Below are 17544 nucleotides of genomic sequence, written 5' to 3' on the forward strand. Positions count from 1 at the left end.
GGGAGACGGAAGATGAAAACATACAGAACCGCAATTATCGGAGCAGGAGTGATCGCCAAAGTACATGCCAAAACGTTGCATGAGAATGCGAGGACGGAGCTTGTCGCCATAGCGGATATCGCGGAAGATCGGGTCCGGGAGCTGGCCGCTGCTTACGGAGCGAAGCCTTTTACAGATTACCGCGTCATGATCCGGGAGCGGGCCCCCGACATCGTCATTATTACGCTGCCGCATCATCTGCACAAAGAAGCGGCGATCGCATGCGCCTCGCTGGGCTGTCACGTGCTGCTGGAGAAGCCGATGGCGCTTAACGCGGCGGAGTGTGCGGATATTATCGAAGCGTCCATTGCCCATAACGTAATGATGGCGATCGGACATATGCAGCATTATTACCCGGCCAATCAGAAGGCGAAGGAGATCGTCCGTTCGGGACGGCTCGGCCAGTTGGTTGCCATTCATGACCGCAGACACCATCCGTACTTTTTGCCCGAACGTCCGGCGTGGTTTCTTGAGAAGTCGCTTTCCGGGGGCGGAATCGTCATCAATATCGGCAGCCATTCGATCGATAAAATCCAGTGGCTGACCGGGAGCGCGGTTCGCCAAGTGAAGGCGAACCTGACCTTTTACGGCGATCGCGGCAATGTGGAAGGCAGCGGCATCATGTTTATGCAGACATCGGCAGGCGTAACGGCAACGGTTTCTTTGTGCGGGTATCGCAACATTACTGCTAATGAGACGGAGCTGCTGTTTACGGGAGGACAACTGAAAATCGCAGGCAATAAGCTGTGGGTGTCCGGGAGCGAGCGCGAATACGAGGAGGTACATTTGGAGGAGCCGGGCGAGCCGTTTCAAGCCCAATGGAACGATGTTCTAAGCGTTGTGGACAAAGGGACCGGATATGTGGAAAGCGCCGTGTACGGGCAATCGGTGTGTGCGGTTGTAGATGCGGCATACCGCTCTCACGAGTCAGGGGCGGAGGAATTGGTCGCCCAGTTCGCGGATTCCCCGGCCGGCGCCGCCCGATGAGTGGCCGGAAAACCCGGAATAGGGTATAGTAGGGGGAAACATGAGGGAGGTTCGGCCGATGGGGAATGAATTCTACCATAAGCTGGGCGCTGCTTTTCTGTTCGCCGCCGCCATCATCTATACGGTGGAACGGCTCGGACAGAAGCTGGCGGGGCTGGCTGTCGGCGAGGCCGGTTTTTTCAGCAATCTATTTGTCCCCGTATTTGCGTTGATCGGCATCGTCATCTTTGTATTCGGTTTTCCGGGCAGCCGGAGATGACAGACCGGCGTTAGAAGGTTCCAGGGGAGAGAGAAAGAGCGGTTAGACGCTCTTTCTTTTGTTTTTTTAGTTTTTTTCAGGTAAGCTGGAAAGCAGATTATTAGGATAAAAAAGCCAATCGAAAGGGGACCCATATGACGACCGTTATTCTGTTTCGAGGACGTCCCGGCGGAGGCAAAACGTCGGTGTCGAACCGGCTAAGCGAACGGCTGCGTTACCCGATCATTCGCAAGGACGATATTTATGACGTATTGGCGGGCACCGTCGACGGCCACGATAACCGGAACCGGCTCTGCTACGGAATTTTGTATCAAATGCTGGATACTAACGCAAGTAACGGAAGCAGTGTCATACTCGATTTTCCGTTTAACCGAAAAGAAGATATGAGCGCTCTCCGGCAGTGGCTCGACAGTAAACGAATTGTTTTCAAGTCGGTGCTATGCGTCTGCAGTGACGAAACGATATGGGCGAAGCGGTTCGAGGAGCGGAAGGAGAATCCGTTGCCGAACCAGCTCATTACCGATTTCGAACAATTGAAGCGTCATTACGGTGGCGATCTGACGATTGTTCCGGTAGACGGGGAACTGGTCGTCGATACGATAGAGCCACTGGAGCGGATTGTGGAGAAGGTAATGGAGTACATCAGCGCCGTTCCGGACAGCTAATCAAGACGAATCACCGGGTTCGCTTGGAGAATCTAATCCACAGCGTGATGTAGAGAAGTAACAAAACAAGGCTGGCGACCGCAAAGAAAAGGCTGAGGAGCAAAGGCTCGATCGTCGTGTAAGAGAGTAGAGCCAGAATACCGAGCAATCCCATATTTTCTTTGTTATATTTGGCAAACCGGATCTTCACCACCCGGTATCCAATAAGGGCGAGCGAAGACAAATAAACCGCAACGGCAAGTATGGAAAGCATCTGATGCGCCTCCTCGTTCAAAATGATCGTGGGCCTGCCGGTTAATCGGTCTGATCCGGTGCGCTTAACCGCTCGTTCACATCCGAGCCGGACTGCCGGTTCTGCAAGTGCAGAAAACGCATCCCCAGCACTCAATTGCCCTCGTATACCTTCCTCCATACCCTATTGTAGTCTATTTTTTCCATCCAGGTAACCGTTCTTGAAGAACGGATTAGCGCGTCGTGTCGTCTGCTTCTCTCAAGCCCCCCCCCCATACTTCTCCCCCGGCTCCGAATATGTATGAACGTATACATAAAAGGGGGACCTCACAACATGAACAGACGGCTGCAGCCTTTGGCGAACGTGATTCGTCTCTTTCGGGGACAGCTCAAGCATAAAAGGAAGTCTCGTTCCCTGCCCCGGTTCCGCATAAGTAAAGCGGCAGCGCTTGTCGCCGTAGTCTCGGTGTGCGGGTCGGCCGCGCTTGGCGCTATCTTCTGGGTCCGCTCGCTCGATATCTCAAAACTGGCCAATCCGCTGCTGGCGCCGACCCAACTGATCGATAAAAACGGCGGGCTCGCCTCGGAAATTTCTTCTTCCAAAATCGTTCCGGTCCCGCTCGAACGCATCCCGCTTCATCTTCAGCACGCGATCGTCGCGGTGGAGGATAAACGGTTTTACGACCACGCAGGTGTCGACGCCATCGGCATCCTGCGCGCCTTGATGCAAAATCTGAGAGCGGGGGGAGTCGCGGAGGGCGGCAGCACGATCACCCAACAGCTGGCGAAAAACATGTTCCTGTCGCACGATCAGACGTTATCCCGCAAAGTGACGGAAGCGGGGTATGCGTTCAAAATCGAGCAAACGTACGATAAAGAACGAATCTTGGAGACGTATCTGAACCAGATCTATTTCGGCGAAGGCCAGTGGGGCATTCAGAAAGCCGCCAACACGTATTTCGGGAAAGACGTCGCCGATCTGACGCTGCCGGAGAGCGCGATGCTGGCCGCATTGCCGAAGGCGCCGACCCATTATTCGCCGTTCAAAAATAAAGAGAAAGCGCTCGAGCGGCGCAATCTCGTCCTGGATCTGATGCTGGCCGGAAAATATATCGGCGAAGACGATCACCGCAAGGCTATCGCCACGCCGGTCGTCCTGGCGGAACATCAGCAAGAAAACCTGCGCTCTTTGTATCCGTACTACATGGATCAAGTGATCGAGGAAGCGATTGAACTATACGGTTTCACCGAGCGCCAGCTGCTCGCCGGCGGACTGCGCATCTATACCCGACTCGATCCCGCGGTGCAAGCTGCTATGGACAAGGCGTTCGGCAACGACTCGTTATTCCCGAAGAGCGCCCCGGATCAGCTCGTGCAGAGCGGCGCCGTCATTCTCGATCCGTATACCGGCGGCGTACTGGGACTGGTCGGCGGCCGCGGTGAGCATGTATTCCGCGGCTTCAACCGGGCGACTCAGTTGAAGCGGCAGCCGGGCTCCTCGTTCAAGCCGCTCGTCGTATACGCTCCTGCGCTGGAGCAAGGATACGGACCGCATTCCAGGCTGTACGACGGTCCGCTGGACATTAACGGCTACAGACCGACCGATTGGGATAAACGGACCCGCGGCGAGGTCACGATGCGCGAGGCGATAATCCGTTCGTGGAACATCCCTCCCGTCTGGCTGCTGAACGAGATCGGTTTGCAGACCGGTCAGGCGTTCGTCCAGAGGCTGGGAATTCCGCTGGCCAAAGGGGACAACAACCTCGCGATTGCGCTCGGCGGGTTGCAGGAAGGCGTATCCCCGCTGCAGATGGCGCAGGCTTTCGGAGCGTTTCCGAATCTCGGCTCGATGATGCCTGCTCATACGATCGAGAAAATAACGACGGCCGACGGCCGGGTGTTAGCCGAAGCAAAGCCGTCCCCGGTAGCGGTCATGTCGCCGTCGACCGCCTTCGCGATGACCGGCATGCTGCTGGATGCCGTCCGCGAAGGGACCGGCTCGAACGCGGCGCTGAACCGTCCGACCGCCGGCAAGTCGGGAACGACCCAGCTGCCGTCGGGCGCGCCGTTCGAAGGGATCGAGGGCGGTACGAAGGACGCCTGGTTCGTCGGGTATACCCCGGAGCTGGTCGGAGCCGTATGGATCGGGTACGATCAGACCGACCGGAACCATTATCTGAACACATCGGGCGGCTACAGCTCCGCGATCGTCTTCCGCGAGATGATGAGCTCGGCCCTTCAGGACGTGCCGGCCAAGTCGTTCAGGCAGCCGCCGGAGCCGGGGAAACGCACCGACTCGTTTGTTCCAGGTAAAGGAAATAGCTCGAAGGACGACGAGCACAAGAAAGAGCCGCCAGGCCAGAAGAAAAAAGAAGAAAAAGAAAAGGAAAAGGAAAAAGAGAAGGAGGAGAAGAGGAAGCGCGAGGAAGAGAAGCGCAATAAGGACCGCAAGCCGGGTGAAAAAGAGGACGATGACGACGACTGAGCCGGCAGGGGAGCCGGAAACGCAGAGCAGCCGGGTTCCACATAGGGAAACCCGGCTGCTCTGCGTTTAGTCTTCGAAGCTGTTTGTAAACTCGTCCAGACTGCGGTCGGCTTTGCTTTGATTGCACAGGCTGCAGGCGCAGACGCAATTGGCCGGAGTCGTATGCCCTCCTTTGGCCCGGGGCAGCAGATGGTCGATCGTATCGCCGTATTCCCCGCAGAAATGGCATGTATAATTGTCCCGAGTCAAAATATAACGCCGGAAGTTTTTGTTGCTGTAAATCCGGCGTATCGTATGCCGGTTCACGACGACTGCGGCCAGCTCCCGGACGAGCGTCACCGCCGTCTCGAGATCGGTCTCCTGATGCCAGCGGCGTCCTTTGTCCGTCTTGCCTCTCATCCGGATAATGCCTTGACGGGTCGGGACGAGCACCGAGGCGTCGGGTCCTTCCGGCTTCGGCGGCAGGGGAGGCATAGGCCTTTTCGTTCTGCGTTTCGGCGCAGCGGTGTATGCGGTCTCGGCATTTGCCTCATCCCGTTCAAGGGTTGGCGCGGGCACCGGCTCCGGCTTCGCTTGCTTTCGGCAAGACCGGCAGGTGCCACGGCGGGAGGTTTTCCCGGAACGTTTGCCGCTCCGCCGGAGAAAATGGGACAGCGGCTTTATTTGGTTGCAGCGCGAGCAGCGTTTACCGGAAAAAAGGTCGTCGCCTGTTGTTTGATCCTGCTCGGTTGTAGGGCCATTCGGATCGATGATGTCCACCTCAAGTTCTGTTGTCCTTTCGTTTGCGAAGTAACGATCGATGAAGCCGGCTGGTATGTAGAAATGATTTGATATTAGTTCGTCAAGCTGCCCGTCTGCATCTCCTCGATCATCAGAAACGAATCGATGAGATCGGGATCGAAGGCGGTCCCTTTATTCTCTATTAAATAAGCGAGAGCTTTTTCCTTCGACCATATTTCCTTATATGGTCTTCGCGAGGTCAGTGCGTCGAATACGTCGACAACGCTTACGATTCTCGCTTCCAGCGGGATGTCGGTCCCTTTTAACTGATGGGGGTAACCGGTGCCGTCCCATCGCTCGTGATGACTGAGAATGATCTGGCGGGCGACGGAAAGCTCGTCTTTGAAAAAGCTGTCGGTCAGCTCTACGTTAATTTTCGACAAAATATCGACGCCGATTAACGGATGCATCTCTACGATCAGCCGCTCATACCCGGTCAGCGGCCCGGGTTTGTACAAAATTCCTTCGGGAACGCCGGATTTACCGATATCGTGCATAATGCTGGAATGTATGATGCTTTGCATATAGTCTCCCGACAAATTGAGGCCCATCCGTTTATTGTGCACGGTTACAAGCTGCTCCGTATACTGCTGGACCCGGATCAGATGTTCCTCGATCGCCGGATCACGAATTTCGCAAGAAATCGCCAGTACTTTGAGCAGGACGCCCTGGATGCTGTTCCTGCGCTCCTCCGCGACGTACACGCCTTCGGCCAGATGCTCCAGCTCCCGGAATATGCCGACGTAGTAGATGTCCCCACCGATATGGTAAGGTGTGATGGAGATGGAGGAGTGCCACAAGCAGCCGCTCGCTTTTTTGTTAATAAATATACCGGACCAGCTGCAGCCGCGGTTCAGCGCCTCATACATGCTGCGGTAGGTGTCCTTGCTCGTAAGCTTGCTTTTGACGATGCTGGCTTTCGCTCCCAGAATTGATTCCCGTTTGTAGCCGGTAATGTTCTGGTACGCATCGTTCACTTCCACAATGCGGTGATTGGAATCGGTTATAATAACTGCATCTGCTAAGGTTAGAAAAATGCGCAATGTGTCAATCATGATCGGTCTCCTGTGACAGGTAAACATAATATACGGTTTCTACCGTTTTGCTTTGCTTTATACAGCGCTTCGTCGGCAAGCTTCACCAAATGTTCCGGGTCCGTCGATAGCTTAGGGATTACGGTGGCCCCGCCGATGCTGACGGTAATCCGGTCCGAAATTTTCGAATAACCGTGCGGGATCGCATGCTGGAGAACGGACTCCCGAAGCAGCTCGGCAATCGAATACGTCTCCGAGGCGGACGAGCCCGGAAGCAGAACCGCAAACTCCTCTCCGCCGTACCTGCATATGCGGAAGGTGCGGGGCAGCCGCATCGCCAGCACGCCTGCCGTCTCGCGAAGGCAGACGTCCCCTTGCAGATGACCGTACATGTCGTTGTATTCTTTAAAATAATCGACGTCGATCAGCAGCAGCGACAAATAACTGCGAGTCTTGGCAAGCGACTTCCATCTCCGCTTCAAGCTGTCGTCGAAGTACCGCCGGTTGCGGATGCCGGTTAACGAGTCGATATGAATTTGACGTTTGAGCAGTTTATTGTCGGACTGCAGCTTCGTCTCGATACGTTTTCTCTCTGTAATGTCCGAGAATACGGCCGCATAATGCGTAATGTCGCCCTGTTCGTTTCGCAAAGCCATAATGTTTTGCCATTCGATAAAAATCTCACCGTTTTTCCTTTTATTCCATATTTCCCCTTGCCAATGTCCTTTAATCCGGATCGACGACCACAGTTGCTTATAAAATCTGATGTCGTGATAGCCGGATTGCAAAAAGCTCGGATTTTTGCCAATCGCTTCTTCGAACGAATAGCCTGTAGATATTGTGAATGCTTTGTTCACATAAATGATCCGCTTGTCGGCATCCGTCAGAATGATTCCATTCGTCGTTTGTTCGGCCAACATGTAGAATAGTTCGGTATTATGCATCGGCGATGAGGCTCCCATTCATGGAGGATGGAATTCACGGTACGAATGAATCAAGTGATATACCGATTGTACCACAAAAGCTTGAAATAAAGATGAATTTGCGTCCTTGTCACATGCGGCCGGTTATGATATTTTGTCGGTAAGATCGTAGGCGACGACTGCCCTGCGAAACTGAAAGCACTTACATCTCGTCCCCTGCGATCCAAAAGCTGGAGGTGGGAAAAGATGTCAAGGAGACGATCCGTCAAGGTATGGAGTATCTGTCTGTGCGTATGGTCGCTTCTGGTTGTTCAGCTCGCCTGGGCGGAACCGGATGCGCCTGCAAGCGGAGGAGGAGGGCAATCGATGGACAGCGAGGTGTTAAGCTTCACCAACCGCATAGCTGTCGTACCGCAGACCGGACACGTTCCGGCCGTAGACGGAACAATGGAGCCTTTATGGCAGTCGGCATTTCAGGCGGACGGCTTCGTCACCATGTTCGACAACCACCCGGCCGGGTCCGGCACCAAGCTGTATCTACTGTACGATGATGCCAATCTATATTTAGGTCTGGAGGGACTTTATGAACAGCCGGGGACAGCCCCGGACACGGAAATAGTGGAGGTATTGCTGGCCCCGGGAACGGCCCGTGCCGACGTATACCGGCTGATAATCCCGATCGCGAGCGGGGATAGTCCGATCCGCAGCAATTGGGGGACGGCGGTAAAGGAACTGCAGGGAGCGGCGGTTCAGATCGGCCGGGGGGCCGGTTCCTGGACGGCGGAAGTGAGAGTGCCTTTCCAATCGCTCGGGAAGACGGAGCCGGCCGAGGGAGAGATGTGGTCATTTAACGTGATGCGTTATTTTGGAATCAACTCGGAGCCGTTCAGCTCCTGGGCGCCGATCCGCAGCTCCTACATCGTGGATCAGGGAGGCAGCTCGATCAGCCTTGTCTCTCATGTGCTGAACGAGTCCCGCATGGCGCCGTTATACTTTGTGAGCACGCCTCCCTTACATGACGCGCCGGGCAGCCGTACCGAGCGGTGGCAGCCCCCGAACGGAAAGCTCACCTATGTGAACTACACGACTAAACAATTCGCCGTGAACGGCAATGCGATTCATAACGGGACAGAAGTGCGCCTGGCGTGGATATCGCCGGATGGCGTAACGACCCGCCTGGAGCCGCCTGCCGTGGAGAAACGGGGCGGGCAAACCTTTCTTACGTTTAATCATCCGAAACCGCTGGCAGCGGGACAATACCGCTTGCAGGCCGGTTTCCGGCAAGGAAACGGCATCTACCATTACTTCGAGCTGTCGTTCGACCGGAACGCGCTGATCGAAGCCGGGGATAAGCAAGCTTCGGGGATCGTTTTCCCTGCGGGGCCGATCCGGGAAGTGTTGAATGCGCCGGCTTCCAGTCATGTCGAAACGGTGATGCGGCTGATTCCGGAGAAGACCGGCTTTATCTTTACCGGACTTCCGGAAAATCCGACGCTTTCCCCGTATCAGCTGTACAGCTGGAACGTGCAGAACCCGAATCAGATCGTCTCGAAGACGACCGGGACCGTCTATCCGAACAGCACATACCCGGAGACGCATAAGCTGACCGTAACAAACCGAAAAGGCGAAACGGTCGAATACCCGTATTACGAAGACGGCGAAGGCCGCAAATATTTTCTGACCGCCCATCTATGGTACTTCCAGAAAGACTATACGCTGCGCGAGACAGCCAAAATCGCGGCGACGGATCCGCTGGGAGCGGCCCGTCTGTTGAACCGGTGGGCCGACGTTTACGCCGGATATTTGCCGACCAACGACTATTACTGGACCAACTACCCGGTCGTCAGCGGGCCTCCTTACCATTATTGGGGCGGGGTCTGGTACAGGTGGTATACCGGAGAGATGACGAATATGAGCTATCTGATCAACGCATACCGCGATGTGCGCAAGACGAACGCCTTTGCGTTATTAAGCGCGGAGCTTGGCTTCGATGTCGAGAAGAAGCTTGTGGAGACGGTGTTTGAGCCGTCGTTCGACTTCGTCCGGTCGTTCCCGGTGCTGAATCACAATATGGAGTATACGACCTGGCTCGGTCTGGTCCGGATGGCCAAAGGCTCGGGACAGCCTGCGTACATGCACGAAGCGGTGGATCTCATTCAGGACTTCGCTGCGAACAACTTCCTGTCCGACGGGTTCTGGAAAGAGGTGACACTCTCTTATCACAATCAGTCGATTAACGGTCTGGTGCATAGCATGGAGGAGGCGAAAGGGTGGAGCGACCCCGCCGGCTATTTGTCTCCCAGGGACGGCCAGCGCCTGGACAACGTCGATATGACGGGGACGTATCCCGCGCTCGGTAATGCGCTTAACATGAAAAACGTAGTAGCTTATCCGAACGGCAGTTATGTACCCATTCAGGATACGTGGGCGAACGAGAAAACCGCGTTGCCTCGCACCGATCTCGGCTCCTATCTGCTGCCTGGCTCGGGCATATCCCGTCTTGCGCTAGGAACGGGCGGCCGGCAGTTGCAAACTTATTTGCAAATCACGCCGAAATACGGCCACAACCACTACGATCCGCTAAACTTAACCCTGTTCGCGCAAGGACAGGAGCTGCTCCCGGATATCGGGTATACGCATACGTTTTACCGGAGATGGACGTCTTCGACGCTTGCGCATAACACGGTCGTCGTCGACGGGGAGGATATGAAGCTGAGCGGACAAGGGCTGCATGGCGGGCGGATCGAGTCGCTGGTAACGGGAGACAGCGGCGTACAGATCGTCCGGGCCAGCCAGCCGGATGCCTACCCGGTAACGGACGAATACAGCAGGGAGCCCTGGGTCATTCCGTTCGGAGACGGCGAGTCGGCGGAGGACGGCTATGTGGTGGATCTGTTCCGCATAGCGGGCGGCAGCCGCCACGAATATACCCTCGGAGGCGATGCGAACCGCGACGGCGTATTTACAACCGACGCGGCTATAGAGCCTTACGGCCCCTATTTGCTCCCGGAAGGGACGCAGGTGACGATGCCCGAATCCGAGAACGACACCGGTTCCGCGCAGGGGAACTATTACGGTTATATTTACGTGCAGGACGTACAGCGCGCGGAAATTCCGGACGGCCGCTATCAGGTTACGCTCGAGACGAGCGACAACGGTACGGATCAAGGGAAGCTTGCGATTACCGGTTTTACGGACGCAAGCGGGGAGAACGAACTGTTTATCGGCCGCTCGCCCTCGCTTCGGGCGACCCGTCTATCCGGCACATCCAAAGATATCAATACCGAAGCGGTCAAGTATTGGATGCCGAAGCTGGTCGTAAGAAGGAGCGGCACCAATCTGTCGAGTACCTTCGTCCATATCATCGAGCCGTACAAGGGAGCGGGTCCGAAAATCGAATCAGTTGAGAAATTGGTACCCGACCTGCCCCATGAAGGCGGGGTTGCGCTGCAAATCCGTTACGGGGCGATAACCGATACGGTGCTGAGCTCGTCGGAGTCCGGTGCGACGCTGAAGGTAGGGGACATGGAGCTGAACGGCAAATACGGCTTTATCCGAACCGAAAACGGTACGGTGACGAAGATGGTGCTCTCGGAAGGAACGCTGCTGCGCAAAGGCGGTGAAACGCTAACCGGTCCGGGGCCGGCGACCGGGACGGTGACGGACGTAATGCGAATCGTTAACGGCGATCCGGCCGATGCGATCGTTACCGAAACGGCCGTGCCCGCATCGTATACGGGCAGTACGCTTGTCGTCACTCATCCCGACGGCAAAACTCACGGCTACAAAGTGAAGGAAATCCGCCGCGAAAACGGGAAGACGTGGATCGTGCTGGATCATACGGATTCGGGCTGGGATTACAGGCCCGACGGCAGCTCGAGAATGACCTCGCATCCGTTCCTCGAATGGCAGGGCATGCATACGTTCCGCATCGGCAACGTGTCGGTCCGTTAACAGCAAAGCGCCTCCGGACGTTTGAATGAATCCGGGGGCGCTTCTGCGCGTTTCTGTGTATTTAGGGGGTCTTAAGCGGTGCAGTCGTAAAGTGCGGATCGGATCGTTGCTTCCGGCAATATTAATTGACACGCCCCTTGTATTTGCCGGTATGCAGCAGGCTGATCTTCACTTCGATCTCGCTGATCGAATCCGGCGTCAGCAGGAAGTCGCCCCTCGCGTGCCGCTCCCGCCACAATTTCGGATGGTTCCGGTACAACACCTCGTCAAGCTTGAAGATGTCGGCTTTAATCCGCAGCCCTTTCTTATAGGTGGCCATAATTTCTTCCTTGATCACTTGCGCCGCCTGGTCTTCGATTTCCTTTTCCGTAATATCGCGGATCATTTCGTCCAAGTAGGCATGCAGTTTGACGTGAATCTTATATTTGACGTCGCCGTCGATAACGGCAGTCACTTTAAACTTGGGCTTGGTCAGGACGAGTGCCACGGCAGGGTTGGAATCGTTCGGTACGTTGATGGGCGAGCGTTCCAGTTTTTGCTGCAACCAGCGGTATCCTGCCAGGTCGTTCTCGGGCAGCCAGCCGATCATATCCAGCTTTCGAAAAAAATAGGCGCCGTTAATTCGCAGCATCGACTTTTTTTTCTGATCTTCCGTCCAGTCCCCCTTGGCCACCGTGATGGAAGGCAGCATGATCGGTGATCCCGCCTCGTTGAACTGGGCGATCAGCTTAAACCCGTACACCGGCAGGATAAAAGATCGCTGCGTATATATTTGCGAGGGCGTGCTCATCACCGTATCGATCGGCGAGAAGTTAAGCAGCGATTTTTGAATGAAAATATCCCGCAAGTTATCCTTCGTTCCGTACAGCAGCACGTTATAGCGAATTTCGCGATACCGGTTCACCATATCGTAGGCTTCTTTGATGCGTTGACCGTTCTGCATAAAACTTTCGGTACAGACAATCGCTTTGATATGCCCCCAAAATATCCGGATCTGGGACGTGGAGTAGATGTCCGTGAGCGATTCGGTAACGGTAATCCCCTCTCCCTTGCCCACCCATACCGGCACCGATTTGCCGACCTGCGATGTTTCCCCCTTGGCGACGTTGGAGAAGTTGAGAACCTGCACATAGCTAACAATTTTGCCGTCCGCATAATCGAAGCCGAGCGCGGTAACGTAAGCCATCTTCTGGACGTCTTTGGAGTTCCAGCATCCGCTGACCAGCAGGGCGAGCATCACCGCCGCAAGCATAGACCCGATCGATTTCAAGGCTCCTCCTCCTTAGCGTAATGGTCCGAATCGATCGTATGCAACGTTTCCGGTCTTGTACGCCGCTTGCTCCACGGCATTCTCAAGAAGGACGACAACATATCCTTGAAGATCGGCGGAGAGAGCGGAGCGAGGAATGGAACGCCGAACGAATGCAGTCTGGACATGTAAAACGTAAGCAGGATCATCGAAAGGATGAGCCCGTACATGCCGATCATCGAGCAAAGCAAAAAGATAATCAGACGGATGACGCTGACGACCGTGCTTAACGTCTGATTAACCAGCGTCGCGCCCGCCACCGCCGTCATTGCCCCGACGACGACGACTGACGGAGAGACGAGACCTACCCGGATCGCGGCGTCCCCGATGATCAAGCCGCCGACGACGGTAAGCGTTTGTCCGATCGTGCTCGGCAGGCGTACTCCCGCTTCCCGGAAAATCTCAAGTATGATCAGCAGCAGAAACATCTCCATCTGGGCGGAGATCGGCAGCCCGAGCCGGGCTACCGCAATGGTTGCCATAAGCCGGAACGGAATCTGATCCTGATGGAAAGCCGACAACGCTACCCAAAAGCCCGGCAAGTAGACGGCAATCAGGAAGCTGATCAGACGAATGAGCCGCGAAAACGTCGTATACTGGAACGTAAAATGAATATCTTCCGGCGATTTCAGAAGCAGGGAAAAGTTGCTGGGCCCGATCAAAACGATCGGAATGCCGTCGACAATAATGACAAACCGGCCCGCCAGCAGACTGGATACCGCATAATCCGGCCGCCCGGAGTTGTCGAACGACGGGAAGAGGGAATACTTCGCATCCGCCAGCGCCTCTTCGAGCTGGCTGACGCTGTATATGCCGTCCACGTCGATCTTGCTCAGCCGGGAACGGACTTCGTTTAAGATTTTCGGCGAGATGATGTCCCGAATGTACAACAAGCCTATTTTCGTTTGGGTTCTCCGCCCCAATAGCGTCGTTTCATAACATAACGTATCGGTGCGTAGACGTTTGCGGATCAGCGCCACGTTAACCGAGACGTCTTCGATAAAGCCGTCCTTCGGACCTTTGATCGATATTTCCGTGTTGGATTCCTCCGGACTCCGCTCGGGGCGGCTGCCGATATCGATCCGGAACATCTCGCCCTGACCGGGGAAGAGGAGAACCAGATTGCCCTGGAAGACGGAAGCGGAAATCTGATCGATTTCGGTCCGGCCTTCAAAAGGGATCAGGGGCAAAAGCCCGAACAGCCGGTTCGAGCCGATATCGGCAAATTTCGTCTGCTGGTAAGCCTGATGCAGAGAAGGGAGGATCGTTCTGCCGATCGCTTCGTTGTTGCATAATCCCTCTGTATAGACCAGAACGACGTCCGACGGTTCGTTGTGCGGGCCGAAACGGTACGAATGAACCTTGACGTCGGAAGATAAAGCGAATATATTTCTCAGCTTCTGCTCCGTCCATACGGTCGACTCGTTAGGATTCGGATCGTTCATGCCGGATCTCCCCCTTTTTCCTTGACCAGAACGCTATGCTGGTAGTTACAACGCTAAGCAGCAGTGTGACTACAAGCGTTATGGGAAAATAGGATTGGTAAATGCGCAAATAGAGCGCATTTTGAGAATTCGTAAACAATATACAGCCAACATAGCTTAACGTAAGCCCCCACAAAAACAGCTGACGGACTTTCGGGCTGTGAATGGGCAGCAGGTCGGCCAGCAAAAACATGGCCACACTGATCCGTACGGTTGCTCCGGCCAGCCATTGGTAGACGGATAAAAAGTCGACATGTTCGATATAATCGCCCAATCGGACCAGACGCCACTGCTCATAAGGAGATACCATCTGCTTCGCCGCTTCTTGGGGACCGAACTCCGTAATGGCCCCTACGATCGGCCCTAACGTAATAAAGATGAGAATTAGCGCCAGAAGCATCAGTTTCCATGACTTAATTCCCGACTTCATCCGATGTTGCAAAAGGATAATTAAAAACAGCTCCGAGAAGCTGCCTCCGGCGAATACCATACCGTGGTAAACAGGCTCCCAGCCGTTCTCGAGGAAAGGCTTCAACATTCCATAGTCTTTCTCCGGCATATTCGCAATCGCAACGAAAAAGCCGAGTCCGATGACGGTCGGAAGCAAAATGCCCGAGCTGATCGCAATGGCCTTAAGTCCGTAATTGGCCGCATACAGGCATACCAGCACCAAGACGATCGTTAGTACCGATGTCGGGGTGGCAGGCAAATAGTTCGTGGCCGTCCAGGTGACCGTCTGTTCAACAGTCATTCCCCCGATCAAGTACAACTGCAAGATGATAGGGGCTAGCAGCAACCAGGAGATGACCGGAGAAGTCTGTTTGGCTAACCAAGGCTGAATTCTTTCTCCATTGGCAGAGCGCATAATGTAAACGATCAGCGCGCACCAAGGGAGGAACCAGAATGCGGTGCAGATGACTGCAATCCATGCATCGCGCCCGGATGCGTCCAGCAACAGCGGATTTACGATGACGTGATCGGTCAAGCCGTTCATCAGCATCAGAATCATGCATAATTGCAAAAAGTTGATTTTGCTATTGGACCTGCTCATGGGCATCGCACTTTCTATCCGTAATGATCGATCACTTAGTACGCTTTCCCATTTCTGCCCGAAACATGCACCGCTGCGGAAGTTCTCCGGCATGGCGGGGCCGGGAGCGGACAATAACAAACAGCCTCCTTTCACTACCGTGAAAGGAGGCTGTTTGTTCGGATTGGGCGGATCAGCAGCTGCCGCCGATGCCGGGTAATGCTTTGAGCTGAATGCCGTGCGGCATCGTTCCTACTTTAATTCGCTCGCCGATCTGACGCGTCTGCGTATCGATGACGGCGACTTCGTCCGAGCCCGCGAGCGTGACGTACGCTTTGGACTGCAGCCGGTTGTAGGCGATATGGCGGGCGCCCGGCAAATCCTGAATCGTCTGGACCGGTTTGCCGCCTGCGAGGTCGACAAACGTGACCGAATTGCCTTCCATGGACGTGACGATGCCGCTTTGTCCGTCTTCCGCGATGACGACATCGGTGGCGCCGGCTCCGACCGGAATTTTGGAGAGCAGCTTGCCGTCCTCGGTATTGTACGTTTCCAGGTTGCCGTCCCCGGCGGTCGGAACGAACAGCTTTTTGCCGTCGTCGCTTACTTTGACGGCTCGCGGCGTTTTGCCGGTTTCGATCGTAAGCACTTTTTCTTTCGTTTTCACATTAACGACGTACACCTTATGATTCTCATGATCGCTAATATAGAGCTTGTCGCCGAACAAAGCCATGTAGTTGGTCTTCGCCCCGGCTCCCAGATCGATTGTTCCGGCTTCCTTGCCCACCTTCGTATCGACGAGGTAGACGAACTGGTCCGCCACCGCCGCGACATACAGCGTCTTGTTGTCCGGCGACAGCACGAGCCCGTGAGGCATCGGGCCGACCGGGACTTCCTTCTCCACCTTTAATGTCTGCGTATTGATGAAGGAGATTGTGCTGCTGTTCATATTGGCCGCATACGCTTCCCGCATCGTACTCGAGAAGACGACCGTCGCCGGTGCTTCCGACAGCTGGACGGAGCCTACGACTTTGCCGGTCGGTACGTCGATGACCGACAGCTTGTTCTCTTTCTCGCTCGGCACATAAAACTGGACGGCCGTCAGCTTCCCGGCTTCTCCTTGCGGCGCCGCGGCGCCCGCTTCCCCCGTCTGGGGGCTTCCGCCTGCCGACAGACGCTGGCGCGCCTGTTCTTTCGTCTCCATCGCACATCCGCTCAGAATCAAGACGAGCGCTACTCCAATTGCGATAACCCGCTTCCTTTGTCTCATTGCAATTCTCCTAGTCGATTTGCTGAAATTAATCCTTGTAACACACTCGGGATAGGTGTATTATACTAGGGAAACGATCTAGGGCGCAAGATGCAGAAGGTCCGGAAGGAGAGAAAGATTCGATGAAAAAGAAAATGGCACTTCTTTCATTGGTAGTACTTGCGGGGATTGTCGGAGCCTGCAGCAGCAAGCCGGACGGCAGCGCAACGAATGCGGCGGGGGGCTCGAATACAGGCAACAAGGCGGTTCAGGAAGTCAAAGCGACGGACCCGTATCCGAATGCACAGCTGATCGCCGATGTGAAATGGGTAGAGTCGAATGCGAAGGACGCAAAGGTCAAAATTATCGACGCCCGTTCCAAAGGATACGAGCAGGGTCATATTCCGGGGGCGATCTCGATCAATTCCGGTCTGCTGAAAGATTCGAAAAACAACTCCATTATTTCGAAAGAAGCGTTCACCGAGCTGGTCCAAAAGGCCGGGATCAACAGCGACTCGACGATCGTCGTGTATGACGAAGCTTCGGGCAACGGCGCAACCCGCGTTTTTTACGCACTCGAATATTACGGTCTGAAAGATAAAGTAAAAGTGCTTAACGGCGGATATGCCGCATGGACGGCCGCCGGCAAGGAAGTGTCTACGGAAACTCCGGCTGTTGTCAAGGGTAATTTCGCTCCACAGCCTAACGACAAGCTGATCACTACGAAAGCGCAGCTACTGAGCGCCGATCTCGCCCAGTGCACAGTGCTCGACACCCGCTCGGCGAAGGAATACTCCGGCGAAGATCTGCGCGGCAACAAAAACGGCGGACACGTCAAGGGCGCGGTCAACACCGAGTGGAGCGAGGCGATCGACCAGACTCCGGCGGACGGGGTGCCGAAGTTCAAAAGCTACAAAGACCTGAACGATATTTACACGAAAGCCGGAGTGACGGATAAGGAAAAAACGATCATTCCGTACTGCCAGACGAACATTCGCGGAGCGCATTCCTACTTCACGCTGCGTCTGCTCGGGTTCCAGGATATTCGTCCTTACGAAGGCTCGATGGCCGAATGGGCCAACGCCGACGATACGACGCTGGTGAAATAAGGAGGA

14 protein-coding genes are annotated in these 17544 nt (G+C 55.1%); 6 read left to right on the forward strand and 8 right to left on the reverse strand.

Going from position 1 to position 17544, the window contains the following annotated elements; all coding sequences use genetic code 11:
* Positions 1 to 12 precede the first annotated feature (12 nt).
* From AC3Y2E_RS05165 to AC3Y2E_RS05175, 3 genes are all read left to right on the forward strand, one after another.
* Positions 13 to 1026, forward strand: a complete 1014-nt coding sequence (locus AC3Y2E_RS05165) for a Gfo/Idh/MocA family protein (protein ID WP_379207873.1) — start codon at positions 13 to 15, stop codon at positions 1024 to 1026.
* Positions 1027 to 1084: 58 nt separating this feature from the next.
* Positions 1085 to 1285 carry a hypothetical protein gene (locus AC3Y2E_RS05170; RefSeq protein WP_379207875.1) on the forward strand — a complete coding sequence of 67 codons (201 nt, stop codon included), beginning with the start codon at positions 1085 to 1087 and terminating at the stop codon, positions 1283 to 1285.
* 134 nt (positions 1286 to 1419) lie between these two features.
* The gene (locus AC3Y2E_RS05175) at positions 1420 to 1950 is read left to right on the forward strand and encodes a P-loop nucleotide/nucleoside kinase family protein (RefSeq protein WP_379207877.1); all 531 of its coding nucleotides are present in this window, start codon (positions 1420 to 1422) and stop codon (positions 1948 to 1950) included.
* Positions 1951 to 1960: 10 nt separating this feature from the next.
* On the opposite strand, the gene AC3Y2E_RS05180 is transcribed toward AC3Y2E_RS05175, so the two are convergent.
* Positions 1961 to 2203 carry a hypothetical protein gene (locus AC3Y2E_RS05180; protein WP_190931154.1) on the reverse strand — a complete coding sequence of 81 codons (243 nt, stop codon included), beginning with the start codon at positions 2201 to 2203 and terminating at the stop codon, positions 1961 to 1963.
* Positions 2204 to 2515: 312 nt separating this feature from the next.
* Here AC3Y2E_RS05180 and AC3Y2E_RS05185 point away from each other — a divergent pair, with 312 nt between their 5' ends.
* Positions 2516 to 4666 carry a transglycosylase domain-containing protein gene (locus tag AC3Y2E_RS05185; RefSeq protein ID WP_379207880.1) on the forward strand — a complete coding sequence of 717 codons (2151 nt, stop codon included), beginning with the start codon at positions 2516 to 2518 and terminating at the stop codon, positions 4664 to 4666.
* Between the two features lie 66 nt (positions 4667 to 4732).
* Here the strand turns inward: AC3Y2E_RS05185 and AC3Y2E_RS05190 are convergent, their stop codons facing one another.
* The 3 genes from AC3Y2E_RS05190 to AC3Y2E_RS05200 form a co-directional block, all read right to left on the reverse strand.
* Positions 4733 to 5140: an HNH endonuclease gene (locus AC3Y2E_RS05190; protein ID WP_332074512.1), complete on the reverse strand. Its 408-nt coding sequence runs from the start codon at positions 5138 to 5140 to the stop codon at positions 4733 to 4735.
* 359 nt (positions 5141 to 5499) lie between these two features.
* The gene (locus tag AC3Y2E_RS05195; RefSeq protein WP_379207883.1) at positions 5500 to 6501 is read right to left on the reverse strand and encodes an HD domain-containing phosphohydrolase; all 1002 of its coding nucleotides are present in this window, start codon (positions 6499 to 6501) and stop codon (positions 5500 to 5502) included.
* Positions 6498 to 7424, reverse strand: coding sequence for a sensor domain-containing diguanylate cyclase (locus tag AC3Y2E_RS05200; protein ID WP_332074510.1), 927 nt, complete (start codon positions 7422 to 7424; stop codon positions 6498 to 6500). Before AC3Y2E_RS05200 ends, AC3Y2E_RS05195 begins: the two co-directional genes overlap by 4 nt.
* 225 nt (positions 7425 to 7649) lie before the next feature.
* Here AC3Y2E_RS05200 and AC3Y2E_RS05205 point away from each other — a divergent pair, with 225 nt between their 5' ends.
* The gene (locus tag AC3Y2E_RS05205) at positions 7650 to 11357 is read left to right on the forward strand and encodes a heparinase II/III domain-containing protein (protein WP_379207886.1); all 3708 of its coding nucleotides are present in this window, start codon (positions 7650 to 7652) and stop codon (positions 11355 to 11357) included.
* A 121-nt stretch (positions 11358 to 11478) separates the two neighbouring features.
* Here AC3Y2E_RS05205 and AC3Y2E_RS05210 read toward each other — a convergent pair whose 3' ends face one another.
* The 4 genes from AC3Y2E_RS05210 to AC3Y2E_RS05225 all read right to left on the reverse strand — a co-directional run bounded on the left by AC3Y2E_RS05210 (position 11479) and on the right by AC3Y2E_RS05225 (position 16450).
* Positions 11479 to 12627, reverse strand: coding sequence for a Ger(x)C family spore germination protein (locus AC3Y2E_RS05210; protein WP_332074508.1), 1149 nt, complete (start codon positions 12625 to 12627; stop codon positions 11479 to 11481).
* On the reverse strand, positions 12624 to 14111 hold the full coding sequence (locus AC3Y2E_RS05215; RefSeq protein ID WP_332074507.1) for a spore germination protein: 1488 nt from the start codon (positions 14109 to 14111) through the stop codon (positions 12624 to 12626). Before AC3Y2E_RS05215 ends, AC3Y2E_RS05210 begins: the two co-directional genes overlap by 4 nt.
* Positions 14092 to 15201 (reverse strand): GerAB/ArcD/ProY family transporter, encoded by a 1110-nt coding sequence (locus tag AC3Y2E_RS05220; RefSeq protein WP_332074506.1) that lies wholly within the window; start codon positions 15199 to 15201, stop codon positions 14092 to 14094. The genes AC3Y2E_RS05215 and AC3Y2E_RS05220 overlap by 20 nt, the downstream gene beginning before the upstream one ends.
* A gap of 172 nt (positions 15202 to 15373) precedes the next feature.
* Positions 15374 to 16450, reverse strand: a complete 1077-nt coding sequence (locus tag AC3Y2E_RS05225) for a YVTN family beta-propeller repeat protein (RefSeq protein ID WP_332074505.1) — start codon at positions 16448 to 16450, stop codon at positions 15374 to 15376.
* A 122-nt stretch (positions 16451 to 16572) separates the two neighbouring features.
* On the opposite strand from AC3Y2E_RS05225, the gene AC3Y2E_RS05230 reads away from it, so the two are divergent.
* On the forward strand, positions 16573 to 17538 hold the full coding sequence (locus AC3Y2E_RS05230) for a sulfurtransferase (RefSeq protein WP_332074504.1): 966 nt from the start codon (positions 16573 to 16575) through the stop codon (positions 17536 to 17538).
* The last annotated feature ends 6 nt before the right edge of the window (positions 17539 to 17544 follow it).

The sequence above is a fragment of the Paenibacillus sp. MAH-35 genome (assembly GCF_058135425.1).